Origin of the sequence: Pseudochelatococcus lubricantis (genome assembly GCF_042432495.1) — a bacterium.
In the GTDB taxonomy this organism is placed as follows: Bacteria; Pseudomonadota; Alphaproteobacteria; order Rhizobiales; family Beijerinckiaceae; genus Pseudochelatococcus; species Pseudochelatococcus lubricantis.
Genome location: NZ_JBHLXC010000001.1, coordinates 1 through 15,230, shown reverse-complemented (window position 1 = coordinate 15,230; position 15,230 = coordinate 1). Strand labels below are relative to the sequence as shown.

The 15,230-nt window shown below is 64.3% G+C and carries 11 protein-coding genes; 6 read left to right on the top strand and 5 right to left on the bottom strand.

The features are described 5' to 3' along the window. Positions 1–254: 254 nt before the first annotated feature. Together ACFFJ7_RS00055 and ACFFJ7_RS00050 are read right to left on the bottom strand one after the other, a co-directional pair. Positions 255–1,517, bottom strand: coding sequence for a sensor histidine kinase (locus ACFFJ7_RS00055; protein ID WP_377590069.1), 1,263 nt, complete (start codon positions 1,515–1,517; stop codon positions 255–257). 94 nt (positions 1,518–1,611) lie between these two features. Continuing rightward, complete coding sequence (locus tag ACFFJ7_RS00050) at positions 1,612–2,295, bottom strand: response regulator transcription factor (protein WP_166953480.1); 684 nt, start codon at positions 2,293–2,295, stop codon at positions 1,612–1,614. Between the two features lie 120 nt (positions 2,296–2,415). Here ACFFJ7_RS00050 and ACFFJ7_RS00045 point away from each other — a divergent pair, with 120 nt between their 5' ends. From ACFFJ7_RS00045 to ACFFJ7_RS00030, 4 genes are all read left to right on the top strand, one after another. After that, on the top strand, positions 2,416–3,102 hold the full coding sequence (locus tag ACFFJ7_RS00045) for a response regulator transcription factor (protein WP_166953478.1): 687 nt from the start codon (positions 2,416–2,418) through the stop codon (positions 3,100–3,102). 233 nt (positions 3,103–3,335) lie between these two features. Further along, a complete protein-coding gene (locus ACFFJ7_RS00040; protein ID WP_377590066.1) occupies positions 3,336–3,728 on the top strand; it encodes a hypothetical protein in 393 nt (130 codons plus the stop codon). Positions 3,729–3,739: 11 nt separating this feature from the next. Further along, positions 3,740–4,960, top strand: a complete 1,221-nt coding sequence (locus tag ACFFJ7_RS00035; protein WP_377590064.1) for an efflux RND transporter periplasmic adaptor subunit — start codon at positions 3,740–3,742, stop codon at positions 4,958–4,960. Next, a complete protein-coding gene (locus ACFFJ7_RS00030) occupies positions 4,957–8,091 on the top strand; it encodes an efflux RND transporter permease subunit (protein WP_377590062.1) in 3,135 nt (1,044 codons plus the stop codon). The genes ACFFJ7_RS00035 and ACFFJ7_RS00030 overlap by 4 nt, the downstream gene beginning before the upstream one ends. Before the next feature lie 80 nt (positions 8,092–8,171). On the opposite strand, the gene ACFFJ7_RS00025 is transcribed toward ACFFJ7_RS00030, so the two are convergent. The 3 genes from ACFFJ7_RS00025 to ACFFJ7_RS00015 are packed head-to-tail and all read right to left on the bottom strand — an operon-like array spanning position 8,172 to position 13,091. Then, positions 8,172–11,273 carry an efflux RND transporter permease subunit gene (locus ACFFJ7_RS00025; RefSeq protein WP_377590059.1) on the bottom strand — a complete coding sequence of 1,034 codons (3,102 nt, stop codon included), beginning with the start codon at positions 11,271–11,273 and terminating at the stop codon, positions 8,172–8,174. Next, entirely contained in the window at positions 11,273–12,346 is a 1,074-nt protein-coding gene (locus ACFFJ7_RS00020) for an efflux RND transporter periplasmic adaptor subunit (protein ID WP_377590057.1), read from the bottom strand. The genes ACFFJ7_RS00025 and ACFFJ7_RS00020 overlap by 1 nt, the downstream gene beginning before the upstream one ends. Further along, positions 12,333–13,091 (bottom strand): TetR/AcrR family transcriptional regulator, encoded by a 759-nt coding sequence (locus tag ACFFJ7_RS00015; protein ID WP_377590055.1) that lies wholly within the window; start codon positions 13,089–13,091, stop codon positions 12,333–12,335. The genes ACFFJ7_RS00020 and ACFFJ7_RS00015 overlap by 14 nt, the downstream gene beginning before the upstream one ends. Positions 13,092–13,193: 102 nt before the next feature. Between ACFFJ7_RS00015 and ACFFJ7_RS00010 the strand changes: the two genes are divergently transcribed. Further along, complete coding sequence (locus tag ACFFJ7_RS00010; RefSeq protein ID WP_377590053.1) at positions 13,194–13,763, top strand: hypothetical protein; 570 nt, start codon at positions 13,194–13,196, stop codon at positions 13,761–13,763. 241 nt (positions 13,764–14,004) lie between these two features. After that, positions 14,005–15,165, top strand: coding sequence for a class C beta-lactamase (gene ampC / locus ACFFJ7_RS00005; protein ID WP_377590051.1), 1,161 nt, complete (start codon positions 14,005–14,007; stop codon positions 15,163–15,165). The last annotated feature ends 65 nt before the right edge of the window (positions 15,166–15,230 follow it).

Below are 15,230 nucleotides of genomic sequence, written 5' to 3'. Positions count from 1 at the left end.
CAATCGGATGCGGATTGAAGCGGGTTGTAAGGAAGCGAGAAAATTACCGTCTCGCTTGCCCTGCCGGGTCGCGACGACTCTGAAGCGTTCGATTTTGTTGAGGAAACGCTCGATTGCGCCAAGCTGGCAACGCACCCGCTGACTGACAGGGAACGTCTTGACCCGATTGGGCATGCCGCTGACGTTTGCCCGGGTATCCCGTTCCCCCATCGTAGGGCGCGGGGCCCGGCATCGGATACTGCCGCGCCCCCTTCTCAGCCGAGGGAAGGCGCAGACGCCGCGTTATGTTCAAGCGTGACGGTGGTGCCAGTTCCCCCTGCGATGTCCAGCTTTATGCCGTGCAGCCGGGCGATGGCGGCGACGAGGCTGAGACCAAGGCCATTGCCGGGCGCGTGCCGGCTGGGTTCCGCGCGATAGAAGCGCCGCAAGACATTGGCCCTGTCAGCTTCCGGAATGCCCGGTCCGTCGTCGGTCACCCGCAAGCGGGTCAGGTCGCCCTTGCGTTCCAGATGGACCTCGACATTCCCGCCTTTTGGCGAGAATTTCAGCGCATTGTCGATAAGGTTGGCCACGGCCTCGAACAGAAGGCTGGGATCGCCCGGAAGCGAGCGGGGATCGCTTTCCTGAATGGAGGACGTCAGGTTGATCTCCTTTTCCTCCGCCAGCGGTTCGTAAAGCTCGATGGCATCCGCCACGATCGCAGCGAGATCGACCGGGACGAATCCCGCGCGCCGCGCGCCGTCCTCGACTTCGGAGATGCGTAACAGCGCCGCGAACGTCTTCAATATGCCTTGCGTCTCGACGATCGCTTCATCGACGCTGTTCGCATAGTCTTCGACATTGGTTGCGCGGCGGCGGGCACGATCCAGCCCGGCGAGCAGACGGGTCAGTGGCGTGCGGAGATCGTGGGCGATGTTGTCGCATACCCCTTTGACCTCCCGCATCAGGCGCTCGATCTCGTCGAGCATCTCGTTGACAACGGCGATCAGACGGCCGGTATCGCCCCCGACACCCTGGCTCGGCAGACGGCCGGACAGATCGCCGGCGACGATCTTGCGCGTGGCCTGGGTGACGGCGTCGAAATGACGGACGGCCCCCGTGCCGATCAGGACCGCACCGGCAAGCCCGAAAAGCGCGGTGCAGCCACCCGCCAGCAACATCGCGCCGAACAGAACCTCGTTGAATTCCTTCACTTCGCTAATGCTCTCCGCGACGAGCAGGATCTCGCCGCCGGGAAGCGTCCAGGTCAGCCCGCGGAACGGTACTCCGGGCATGCCGCTGTCGGCGCCGAATTCGAATGGCGTGGTCGCCCCGTCGTACCCCATGGGAAAGGGGATCGGGCTTCCGGCTAACCGTTCATGGGCGGCATTGAACAGCGTCATGGGCCGCTCGGCATCAAACTCGCCATTCTTGCGGTTGTCCAGCCTCGCTGCGATGGTCTGAACATCGAGCTTGGTCAGGCTGCGTCCTTCTCGCAAGACCCAGTCATCCACCTTTTCGGTGAGGAAGTCCTTCACCTCGATGTCGATGAATGTATAGAGAACAACGGACGTCAGCCCGAACAGCGCCAGAAAGCTCAACGCCAGGCGGAAGCCGGTCGTGCGATAGAGTTCAATGATTCGCATCGAGGATATAGCCGGAGCCGCGGACGGTCTGGATCATCGACGCCTGGCTCCCCAGATCGATTTTCCGGCGCAGTTTCCCGATATGGACATCAATGACATTGGTTGGCTCGTCATAGCGATAGTGCCAGACCTCCTCGAACAGCATCGTCCGCGTAACCACCTGACCGGCATGACGCATCAGATATTCGAGAAGACGATACTCGCGCGGCAGCAACTCGATCGTCTGGCCCCGCCGGCATACGCTATGGGTCAACAGGTCGATTTCCAGATCGCCGACGCGCAGCGTGGTCTCAGCTGCCGGGCCGACATTGCGGCGCATCAGGGCGTCGAGCCGCGCGGTCAGCTCCAGAAAGTCGAACGGCTTCGTCAGATAATCGTCGCCGCCCGCCTTGAGGCCGCGCACCCGTTCGTCGACCGCGGAAAGGGCGCTCAGGATGAGAACCGGCGTGCTCACCCCGGCCGTCCGCAAGGTTGTGAGGATCCCCAGGCCGTCGAGGTCGCCCGGCAGCATGCGGTCGAGAATGATCGCGTCGTAACTCTCGCCGACGGCCTTGACGAGCCCTTCACGTCCGGTCGACGCCATACGGGCCTCATAACCGTGGTCGACCAACGCAGCCTCTATCTCCCGAGCCGTCTGAACGTCGTCCTCGATAACGAGAATAGTCGTCATCACATCGCCTCACTAAGCCAGCCTAGGTATGTTTGATGGTAGCATGATCTCATTTCGCTCCGAACGTCGGGTTTGCCATATCATGAAATCCATTTCATCTGACTCTTCTGGAGCATCGCGATGCGCATCCTGATCGTCGAGGACGACGATCGCACCGCCGGCTACATCGAGCGCGCGCTCGTCGAGACCGGACATATCGCCGACCGGGTCGGCGACGGACCGACCGGCCTCGCCATGGCGTCGGAGGGCATCTATGACGTCATCATCCTGGATCAACTCCTGCCCGAGCTGGCCGGGACAGAGATTCTGGCGGCGCTGCGCACAGCTGGAAATCCCATCCCTGTGCTGATGCTGAGCGCCCTCGGCGGCACGCTCGACAAGGTCGCAGCCCTCAACGCCGGTGCCGACGATTATCTGGTCAAGCCCTACGCCACCGCCGAACTCATCGCCCGGCTCGAAGCACTGCTGCGCCGGAAACGGCCAGACCGGCGGGATCACATTCTGCGGCTCGGCGACTTCGAACTCGATATGGTGCAGCGCCGCGCACGACGCGGGGAGCGCCGGATCGATCTCCAGCATCGGGAGTTCCTGCTGGTCGAATACCTGATGCGTCATGCCGGTCAGGTGGTCACGCGCACCATGCTCCTGGAGGCTGCCTGGCCCTATGACTTCGAGCCGAAGAGCAATGTCGTCGACATGCATATCCACCGGCTCCGCCGCAAGATCGATGGCGGCTTTGCCTCGCCCCTGATCCATACCATTCCCGGAGCCGGATACCTCATGCGAGCATCGAATACGGCATCCTAGGCGGAGCGCCAACGCCGGTGAGGAGGAGATAGCCGACGGGACGGACCAGCCCGGCCCCATCATAAACGCGATTTCATCTTCGTGCGAAAACCGCCTCATCTGCCGACCCTCATAGTCGATTGTGCGCCGCAACAGAGGCGCGACGTGACAGGTCGAGCCGAATGCCCAACAGCCCCATCCACCGCTTGAAACCATCGAGCCGCCACCGCTTGTGCCGCTCGCGACGGAAAACCGTGGGCATCGCGATACCGTCCGCCGGGCTGACCGCCTGCTCTCACGTGCCGCCCTACCAGCGCCCCGGCCTCGCGCTTTCCGCCACCTATAGCTCGGGCGACCGGAAGGACGCTTCCGTCAGCACGACGTGGTGGCAGGCCTTCAACAGCCGTGAGCTGAAGGCGCTCGAACAGAGAGGCCTGGACGATACTTCGACCTACCTCACGGTGCTCAACACGCAGCGCACGCTGTTTCAGGCAGAGGAAGCCTATCTGCTCGTGCGCCTGCAGCAGCTTCAGGCCGCGGTCAACCTCTTTCGCGCCCTCGGCGGAGGATTCGCGCGAGACCGCGGAGTCGCGGTCAGGCAGTCCCACCCGGCACCGCCGCTGCGTGCTGCCTCCGAACCGATGTGATGGAGATGGATATGGAACTCTCACCCAGCAACAAGAACCCCGACATGCCGGAACGCCGCAAGCCGCGACGACGCGGGCGCTGGATCGTCGGCATCCTTTTGCTGGCCATTGCGGGCGGCGGCTACGCCATGCGGGATCGGCTGATACCCGGCAAGCCGCTGCCGGCCAAAGCCGCGACCACGCCCGCGACGATCCCCATCACGGCCGTCCTTGCGGCGAGTCGCGATCTTCCGATCTCGCGGTCCGGTCTGGGAACCGTGACCCCCCTCAATCAGGTCGATGTGAAGGTCAGGGTGGATGGTCAGATCCAGAAGATCGCCTTCACGGAGGGCCAGGACGTCAAGGCCGGCGATCTGCTGGCCGAAGTCGATCCCCGCCCGTATCAGGCCCAGCTCGCCCAGGCACAGGCCACGTTGCAGAAGGACATGGCGCAGCTTGCCAACTCCCGAAAGGAGGAAGGGCGGGCGACCCGGCTGAGTACGCTCGGCGCCGGCTCGTCGCAAGCCTCCGATACCGCCAAGGCACAGGTTGCCATCAATGAGGCGCTGATCGCCGGGGACCAGGCTGCGATCGATACCGCAAAGCTCAACCTCGCCTTCGCCACGGTGACGGCGCCTATCGCGGGGCGTGCCGGGCTGAAGCAGGCGAATGAAGGTGCGATCATCCATGCGAATGATGCCGCCGGTCTGGTGACCATCACCCAGCTGCATCCGATCGCTGTTCAATTCTCCCTGCCGCAGGACGATCTGCCCGACCTTCTGACCGGACAGGCCAAGGCTCCGCTGCAAGTCTCCGTTGACTCGCGCGATGGCTCGCGCCACCTCGCAGACGGCAAGCTGACCGTGATCGACAGCCGGGTCGACACCGCGACCGGCACGATCAAGCTCCAGGCGGAGTTCGAGAACCTCAACAACGCACTCTGGCCGGGAGCGCTGGTGACGGCGCGGGTTATCGTACGGACCGACGCCAACGCGACCGTGGTACCGTCGATCGCCGTCCAGAACGGACAGAAGGGCCCCTACGTCTTCGTGGTGAAGCCCGACAGCACGGTCGCCGTGACGCAGGTTCAGACCGGTGAAACCGTGGGCGACTTCACCGCGCTGAAGGCCGGCATATCGCCCGGGGACAATATCGTGCTGTCCGGACAATCCCGGCTGACGCAGGGCACGCGCGTGAGCGTCACCCAATCCGACATTTCCGCGCAGCATCTCGCACTGGAGGCGAAGCAATGACCATTTCGGAACCGTTCATCCGGCGCCGGGTGGGCACCTGCCTGCTCGCGATCGGTCTGGTCCTTCTCGGCGCGATCGCCTATTTCCAGCTACCGGTGGCGCCGCTGCCACAGGTCGATTTCCCGACCATCCAGGTTTCCGCGAGCCTTCCCGGCGCCAGCGCCGAGACGATGGCGACCGCCGTCGCGACACCTCTGGAGAACTCGCTCTCGACGCTGGTGTCCGGCGTGACCCAGATGACCTCGGTCAGCTCGTCCGGGCGCACCTCAATTACCCTGCAGTTCGACCTCGCCCGCGACATCAATGCGGCATCGCAGGACGTCCAGATCGCGATCTCGGCCGCCGCCGGAGCCTTGCCCAAGAACCTTCCCAACCCGCCAACCTTCCACAAGACCAATCCGGCGGATGCCACCCTCCTGACGCTCGCGCTCACCTCGGACACGCTTCCGATGACCGAGCTCGACCACTATGCCGAGGACGTCATCGCCCAACAAATCTCGCAGATGACGGGCGTCGGCCAGGTAGACTTCCATGGACCGCAACGCCCGTCCGTCCGCATCCGGCTTGACCCGGACAAGGTGGCCGCACGCGGTTTGACCCTTGACGACATACGCAGCGTGATCGGCCAGCAGACCGTCAATGCTCCAAAAGGCTCGCTCAGCAATGCCGACCGGACTGTCGTCCTCGACGCGACCGATCAGCTGATCGATGCCCCCGCCTATGCGGGCATGGTCATCGCCTACAGGAACGGCGCCCCGATCCGGCTCAGCGATCTGGGAACCGTCGTGACGGCCCCTGAAGATACACGTCAGGCGGCGTGGCTCCAGGGCACGCGCTCGGTGATGATCGACATCAAGAAGCAATCCGGCTTCAACGTCCTGACCACGATCCAGGCCATCAAGGATCGCATTCCCGAGTTCAGCGCCTCCTTGCCTGCTTCCGTCAAGCTGTCGGTGATCGGCGATCGGACGCAGATCATCCAGGCTTCGGTCGACGACGTGCAGTTCACGATGCTGATCACCGTCGCATTGGTGGTGGCGGTGATCTTCGCCTTCCTGCGCAACCTCTGGGCAACGGTGATCCCGAGCATCACGATCCCTCTTTCCATGCTCGGAACCTTCGGCGTGATGTATCTGCTCGGCTACAGCCTCGACAATTTGTCGTTGATGGGGCTCGTCATCGCGGTCGGTTTCGTCGTCGACGACGCGATCGTGGTGATCGAGAACGTCATCCGCCACATGGAAATGGGAAAGTCGAAGCTCGACGCCGCCATCGAAGGCGCCAGGGAGGTCGGCTTCACCATCGTCTCCATGACGATCTCGCTGATCGCGGTGTTCATCCCGATCCTGCTGATGGGAGGCATTGTCGGACGCCTGTTCCGTGAATTCGCCGTCACGGTGAGCGTCGCGATCCTGATGTCGGGCGTCATTTCGCTCACGGTCACACCGATGATGTGCGCCTGGCTGATCAGCCACGATCACGGCGCGCCGCGCGGCCGGCTATATCGGTGGTCGGAAGCCTTCTTCCAGGCGGTGACACGCGGCTACGGACGCTGCCTCGACGTCGTGTTGCGCCATCAGTTCCTGACGCTTATGGTAACCGTCGCGACACTCGCGCTGACGGTGTGGCTCTACGCCATCACGCCGAAGGGGTTCCTGCCGCAGCAGGACACCGGCTGGATCATCGGCCAGGCGCGCGCGGCAACCGATATCTCCTTCAACGCGATGTCGCAGAAGATGCAAAGCCTCGGGGACATCGTGCAGAGCGATCCCGACGTCGACAATGTCGCCTACTGGATCAATCCCAGCCCTTCGGCAAGTATCGGCGCGATCCAGATCAACCTGAAGCCTTTCTCCGAGCGCCACGCCACGGCGGCGGAGGTGATGGCGCGCATCAAGAAGGCAACGGCCAACATCGAGGGCCTCACGCTTGGCATGCAGGTCCGCCAGGACATCCAGGTGGGCGGACGCTCATCCGCGGCCCAGTATCAGTATACGCTCCAGAGCGGCGACACCACCGAGCTTGGCAAATGGGCCGCCGTCATGGCCAAGGCCATGACGGCCTTGCCGGGAATCCAGGATGTGACGTCGGATCAGCAGCCGGGGGCGACAAGCGCGACACTCGTGATCGACCGCCCCACGGCGGCCCGGCTCGGGGTCAGCGTGCAGGCCATCGATGACGTGCTCTACAGCGCCTTCGGCCAGCGCCAAGTCGCGACGCTGTTCACCCAGGTCAGCCAGTATCATGTGGTGCTCGAACTGGATCCGCGTTTCCAGCTGAACACCGATGCGCTGAACCGCCTCTATGTGCGTTCGACAACAACCCAGAAGCTGGTTCCCCTCAGCATGGTCACGTCCATCAAGACGGGTCTCCTGCCGGTCACGGTCAACCATCAGGGGTCGCTTCCGGCCATCACCGTGTCGTTCAACCTCGCACCCGGCGTCGCGCTGAGCGATGCCGTGGCGGCGATTCACGATGCCGAGCTGAAGGCCGGCATGCCTGTCAACATCAAGGGAACCTTCCAGGGAACGGCCCAGGCCTTCCAGGCTTCAATGGCCAGCCAGCCATGGCTGATCCTCGCCGCGGTCGTCGCCGTCTATATCGTCCTCGGGGTTCTCTATGAAAGCGCCATCCATCCGCTGACGATCATCTCGACCCTGCCATCGGCGGGCGTGGGCGCGCTCCTCGCCCTGCTCCTGTTCGGTCAGGAGCTGTCCATCATGGGCATGATCGGCATCATCCTCCTGATCGGCATCGTCAAGAAGAACGCCATCATGATGATTGACTTCGCCCTCGACGCCGAACGGACGCAAGGCCTGACGCCGGTTGAATCGATCCGGCAGGCATGCCTGCTGCGCTTCCGGCCGATCATGATGACGACGCTTGCCGCGCTGCTCGGGGCGTTGCCGCTGGCGCTCGGCCACGGTCCGGGAGCGGAACTGCGCGTGCCGCTCGGCATCGCCATCGTCGGCGGTCTGATCATCTCGCAAATGCTGACATTGTTCACGACGCCGGTGGTCTATCTCGCCTTCGACCGCCTCGTCGCACGTGCGGATCCGGCGAAGGCAACAAGCGCCGCACGCGCTCCCGCCGAGACAGGAGCCGATGCATCGTCCGTGAATTGGAGCTGATACTCACTTGGCCGAAGAGATCGCCTCCGGCGCGCCTTTCGACGCGCCGATGCGTCCGTCGCGGCGCCCCGCACACCCGCTCAGGATGCGGCCGCCGTCTCGACCCGTCCTTCCGCCGCCCCGCCGCGCTGCTCATACTGTAGCAGCCAGAGCAGGAGGCAGGGCAGCAGAAGAAGCGTGGCGACCGTCGCGACGGCAAGGCCGCCGATGATGGCGAAGGCCATCGGCCCCCAGAAGATCTGGAAGGCGATCGGCACCATGCCGAGCATGGCCGCGAGCGCCGTCAGCACGATGGGCCTCGCCCGATGCGTGGAAGCGTGGACGATGGCCTCCCAGGGCTCCTCCCCCCGGCGGACATTCTCGTCGACCTCCTGGATCAGGATCACGGCGTTGCGGATGATCATCCCGGCCAGCGCGATGACGCCGAGCTGCGCCACGAAACCCATGGGCGTGCCCGTCGGCAGCATCGCGGCGACCACGCCGATGAGACCGAACGGCGCCATCAGGATGGCGAGCCCCGTGCGGGCGAAGCTCTGGAGCTGGACCATCAGCAGCGCGAAGATCACGAAGGCCATGGCGGGCAGGACAGCAAGGATCGAATTCGTGCCCTTCGCCGCCTCCTCGACCACGCCGGAGATTTCGATCGCGTAGCCGATCGGAAGCTGCGCACGCACGGGTTCGAGCCTGCGGTCGATGTCGAGGGCGACGGTCGCGGGCTGGACATTCTTCGCGACATCCGCCTGAACGATGACCATCGCGTTGCCGGAGCGGCGCCAGATTACCGGTTCGTCCATGCCGTAAGCCACCGTCGCGATCTGGCGCAACGGTATGCTGGCGCCGGACACAGCACGGAAATGCAGGTCCTCGATCGCGCTGACCGTCGAGCGGTCGTGAGGCCGGCCACGGATGACGACGTCGACCATGCGGTTGCCATCCCTCACCGACGTCACCGACGTGCCCGCGATCGTCGCCGCAATCTCGTTGGCGACCGACTGCGAGCTGATACCCAACGCACGCGCCTCGACCTGGTTCAACTCGACGCGGACCCTGCGCTGCGGCTCACCCGCCGTCAGGTTGATGTCGGACGTGCGGTTGTCCCCGGCGACGATGCCGGCGACCTCGGCGCTCAGGCGCTTCACGACATCGTAATCGGGGCCGAGCACGCGGAAGCGGATCGGCCATCCGACCGGAGGCCCGACCTCCAGCGGCGAGACGCGGGTGACGATATCCGGGTGTTCGTTGGCGAAGAAGGCCTCCAGACGCTGCTGCACCTCGTCGCGCTCCTGCACGCTTCCAGCGACGATCACGGTTTGAGAGACATTGTCGTTGTCGAGCAGGAGATCCATCGGCAGGTAAAAGCGCACCGAGCCCGATCCGACATAGGTCGTGAAGTTCCGCACGCCGGGGTCCCGCGACAGTATATCCTCCAGTGCGCGCGCGCGTGCCTCGGTGGCCTGACGGGATGCGTTCTGCGGCAGGTTCAGGTTGACGAGCAGCTCGGGACGGTCGGATGCGGGAAAGAACTGTTCCTCCAGTTTCGTCGCGCCGAAAACGGCGGCGGCAAACGCGGCGAGAAACAGCGCCAGCGTGGCGATCCGCCACCGCATCGCCACTTCCAGAACGCTGCGAAAGGCGCGCATGAACCTTCCCTCGCCGTGCTGCTCGTGCTTCATCGTGTCCGGCAGAAGCCACATGCCGAGCAGCGGCGCGAACAGGACGGCGACGATCCAGGAAGCCGAGAGCGAGATCAGCACGACCATGAAGAGCGAGTAGGTGTACTCCCCGGCGCTCGACGCCGCGAAGCCCACCGGAATGAACCCGGCGATCATGACGAGCGTGCCCGTCAGCATGGGAAAGGCCGTGGTCTCGTAGGCGTGGCCCGCGGCAACATCCTTGGGCCGCCCGATCTCCAGCTGGCCGACCATGCTCTCCACCGTGATCATGGCGTCGTCGACGAGAAGACCGAGCGCGATGATCAGCGCGCCGAGCGAAATGCGTTGCAGCCCGATCCCCGCGATCTCCATGCCGATGAAGGTCATCGCGAGCACCAGCGGGATCGCCGCCGTGATGACGAGGCCCGCCCTCAAGCCGAGCGACAGAAAGGAAACTGCCAGCACGATCCCAATCGCTTCGAGCAGCACCTTCACGAAACCGCCGATGGCGTCCTCCACCACCGTCGACTGATCCGCGACCTGAACAACGGCGATGCCGGGGGGAAGGCTCGCCTCGATCTGCGCCATCCGCGCCCGCAGCCTCGCCCCGAACTCGATCAGGTTGCCGCCTTCCGTCATGGAAATGGCGAGGCCGATCGCCGTTTCGCCGTTGACGCGCAGACTCGGCGCCGGCGTGTCGACGAGCCCGCGCCAGACGTCGGCGATGTCGACAAGCCGGACGAACCGCCCGTCGATCCGTAACACCAGCTCGCGCAGGCTCTCCTCGGACGCGAACGCGCCGCTGACCTGAAACAGGATCTTGTCCTCGTCCGTCTTCAGCTCGCCCGCCGGCGCGACCGCGTTCTGGGCACGAAGAGCCTCGATCACCGTCGCCTGGTCCAGCCCGAAGGCGGCGAGCCGCGCGGTCGAGAACTCGATGACGATCTCCTCCTCCTGAACACCGAGGAGGTTGACCTTTCCGATGTCGGGCACCGAGAGCAGCTGGTTGCGGATGACGTCGACGCGGTCGCGCAGGTCGCGAAGAGTGAAGCCGTCGGCGGTGAACGCGAAGATGCTGCCGTAGGTGTCGCCGAACTCGTCGTCGAGCCATGGCCCCTGCACCCCCTGGGGGAGCATCGGCGCGAGGTTCTCGACCTTCTTGCGGACCTGATACCAGATCTCCGCGATCTCGGCCGGCGGCGCGTCGTCCTTGAGATTGACGAAGATAACGGACTTGCCCGGACGGGTGTAGCTCTGCGTATAGTCGAGATATTTGATCTCGGCCAGCCTCTTCTCCAGCGGCTCGGTGAGCAGGCGGACAGTGTCTGCCGTGGTCGCCCCCGGCCAATCGGCGGCGACGACCATGGTCTTGATTGTGAAGGGCGGATCCTCGTTACGCGACAGCCGCATGTAGCTCAGGGCACCTGCGATCAGGGCCGAGAGCATCATGAAGATCACGAACGACCGATGGCGCAGGGTCCATGCCGAGAGATTGAAACGACCGCGGGTCGTCCGGGCCTGGGCGGACATCACTTCCCTCCGTCCGCGACGCGGACCTGCTCGCCGTCGCGCAGCTTGGCAACGCCCGTGGTGGCGACGCGCTCTCCCTCCTGCAAGCCGCTCAATACGTACAGAGAGCGCTCGTCGAAGCGCGCCAGTTCCACGGGGCGGCGATGCAACGTGCCGGTTTGGACGTCGACGACGAAAACCGCCGATCCCGTTTCAGAAGTCGTCAAGGCGGAAGCGGGCAACCTCACAAGCTCATCCTTGCTCAACACGAGCGTGCCGATGACGGGCGCGCCGAACGGCATCCTTGCCCCGTTCCCCTCCACCGCGACCTTGACCCGGTAGCTTCGGGTGGTCCTGTCCGCGAGCGGCGCGACTTCGTCGATCGTTCCCGTGGCGGTGATGGCGGGATCGCTCACGAGCCGCAACGTGATGACCGAGGCTTTGGGAGTGGTCCTGTAGAAAACCTCCGGCACGTCGAACACGGCATGCCGCCGGTTTTCAGTCACCAGGCGAAGCACCGCCTGCCCCGCCGCCACGACCTCGCCCTGATTGGCTTCGACCGCCGAAATGGTGCCCTCGTGAGGGGCGCGCAGTTCCGTGTAGGACAGCGCATCCTGCGCGCGTTCGAGCGCGACGGTCGCGGCGTCGACACGCGCGGTCGCCGTCGCGCGGTTGGCGTCCGCGTCCTCCACCACGGCGCGGGCGGCGGCGTTGCGCTCGAAGAGCACGCGCTGGCGCTCGGCCGACAACGTCGCCAGAGACAGCGCCGCATTCGCAGCCGCCAGTTCCGCCCGCGCGGCACGCAGGTCGTTTTCCGCCGGGCGCTTGTCGAGAACGGCCAGCACGTCTCCCTCGCGCACGGTCTCGCCCAGGCGCAGCCTCGTCGCGAGCATGCCGTTCAGGCGGAAGCTCAGCGCCGTATCGTGGTAGGGCCGGATCTCGCCGACCTGACTGAACGACTGCTCGACGGTTTCCGTGCGCGCCTCGACCACCTGCACGACGCGGGGAGCCCTGGGCTGAGCCTCTTCTTGCGGCGAGCAGCCGGCGACAGCCGCGGCCGCGAGCACGAATGCACCCAGCCTAAGAATGTTCATGACGTCGCTCCCCTTGGGAAAGCCCCTTCAGAATGGTGTCGATCGTCCGCTCGATAAATTCGCGCGGATCGCCGAGGTCCATTTCAGGCGACACGATGGCAAGGGTGACCGATCCGTGCAGGCCGGCCCAGAGAACGTCCGTGCTCGGCTTCGGCTCGCCGGGGGCGAGCGCCCGCGCATCCATGGCGGCGGCCATGCGGCGGACGAATTCTCCGTAGACAGCGGCAACCGTTTCGAAATTCACGCCGGCGTTCTCGGTCGCCTTGTTGTCCTCAAGGAACATCAACCGGAACCGAATGGGATCGGACAGCGCGAAATCCGCGTAGGAAAGCGCGTAGTCACGCAACGCCGTCAGCGGATCCGGGGAGGTCTCACCCGCCATCAGCCGCTCATGCAGATCGCTCATTCCGATGCTGAAATGCGCCAGGATCAGGTCCTGCCGGCTCGGGAAATACCGGTAAAGAGCGCCCCCCGTCATGCCCATCTTCGACGCCACGTACCGCATCGAAAGCGCGCCGATTCCTTCCTCCGCAACGATCAGCGCCGCTTCCTTGAGGATGCGGCGGCGGACTGCTTCGGTCTGCTCTGGCGTCATGGGTTGTCGGGGCATGGTCATTTCCTCCCATTGATAATAACGTTTATTAAACACGTTCAGATAATACTGCAAGCCGATTTGTGATGTCTGCGACGCAAAATAGTCCCACCCGCCTGCGAGGGTATCGTGGATGGCCGGAATACCTTCCATCCTACATTAATTGACATCGTTTAATAAACGTGTTTACGTAATTTGGCAAGCTGGTTTGCGGCAATCGCGGCACAAGGCTGTTCCGAAAAAGACGAGGGAAGAATGGGACCAGTATCTGACGCACCCGCGATGCCGGCGGAGGACCGTCGCCTCGGATTCGAGGCGAGGAGGTTCGCACTCGAAACATTGGTCAAGATCTATATCGAACAGTCCAACGGCTCTCGCGCGCTCGTCGTATCGCATACAAGGGTAATGCTGACGCTGGCAATCGCCGCCATGGCGGGCTTCGTCACCGTCCTCGCCGCAATTCTGCGCGGAAACCCGCAAGCCTTCGCAACCTCGCAGCCAGTCCCGGCCGGGCTCGCCCTGTGCGGCCTGGCGCTTCTCGTGACCTCGGCGCTGTGGGCCACCAGGGCGCTCGCTCTCGCGGCCCACGTTGCGACGAGCCTCCTGCGGGACCCTTTTCCGACAGCCCGGAAGGAACTGGAGGAAATGTTCGGCGCCCGGCACGAGGACGTTGTTCTGGACAATCTCGTGGCGGCGGTTCAGCTTCATATCGCCGACACCGCGCCAGCCAGGAACTTCAGCACCTATGCGACGATCTCACTGGTCGCCGGCGCAACCCTGGCGGCGGCGTCTCTCGTCATTCCGTTCGTGACAATCGGGCGCTGAACCCGCGCCGGCCGGGGAGCACAATCCTCGCCGTGATTCAGTCATAGAGACACAAATCCAAATACATCATCACGCCCTGACAATACGCTACAGATACCCATAGGCCTGCGAGGCAAATGTTTTCTATCGTGAGGCGGGACCGTCGCCATGGCGTTCCCCGAAGGGCATCCCTGCTGAAGGCCAACGGCCATCGACGGAAGCAGTCGTCGGCGTAAAATCTACTCGTGAACTGGAGCACGGCATGAAATCTGTTCTTCTGCGAACCTTGACCTTTGCGGCGGCGATCACGTTGTCTGCCCTTCCGGCCCTGGCCGCCGATACTGTGCGCGCGACCGTCGACGCGGTGATAAAGCCGCTGATGGCCGAGCACGACCTGCCCGGCCTTTCGGTCGCGATCCTCCACGATGGCAAGCGCCACGTCTTTCACTACGGCGTCGCATCCCGCAAGACCCGCGCGCCCGTGAACGACAAGACTCTGTTCGAGATCGGCTCCCTATCCAAGCCCTTCACGGGAACGCTTCTCGCACGCCTTGAAGCGGAAGGGTTGGTGGATCTTTCGGCGTCCGCGCAGACCCTGCTGCCGGAGATCGCGGGGAGCCCGATCGGCGGTGCAAGCCTTCTCGACCTTCACACCTATGTCGCCGGCGGCCTGCCGTTGCAGTTCCCCGCCTGGGTGGACAAGACGAACTTCGCCAAATTTTTCCGGAGTTTCAAGCCCACCGCCAAAATCGGCGCGAGCCGCCTCTATTCGAATCCCTCGATCGGGCTGTCCGGATACCTCGCCGCGGTGACCGTCGGACAGCCCTTCTCCACGCTTCTGACCGGCAAGGTCCTCGCCCCCCTCAAGCTTGAGGACACTTTCCTCAAGGTTCCGGCGAACCGCATGGCCAACTACGCGCAGGGCTACACGCGCGACAACGCGCCGGTGCGCGTCAGTCCCGGCCTCTTCGATCACGAGGCCTATGGCGTGAAGACCACAGCGAGCGATCTGCTCCGCTTCGTGGAGGCATCGGTGAACCCGGCAGGCCTCGGTAGCGACCTCGAAACCGCGCTCGTCGCGGCGCGCACCGGTGTCTACCGCGTCGGCAGCATGTATCAGGGGCTGGGTTGGGAACTCTACCGCGCACCCGCGCGGAGCGCCGAGCTTCTTCAGGGCGCCGATCCGGCGTTCGTGCTGGAACCGAATGCGGTGGAGCGCCCGGAAGCGCCTGTGACCGGCGCGGCAGTCGGGACCGTCTCGAAGACCGGCTCCACGCTCGGCTTCGGCGCTTACGCCCTTTTTCAACCCGCGCGCGGCACGGCGATCGTGATACTCGCCAACCGCTTCTGGGCGAACCCGGCGCGCATCGAGGCGGCGTACGCTATCCTCGACAGGATCGACCCGGGCTTCACCGCCAACTAGCGCTCGTGGACAAAGGGCATCCATAGTTTGACAGCGGCGATGGCGACGAAGCCGAGGTACGATTC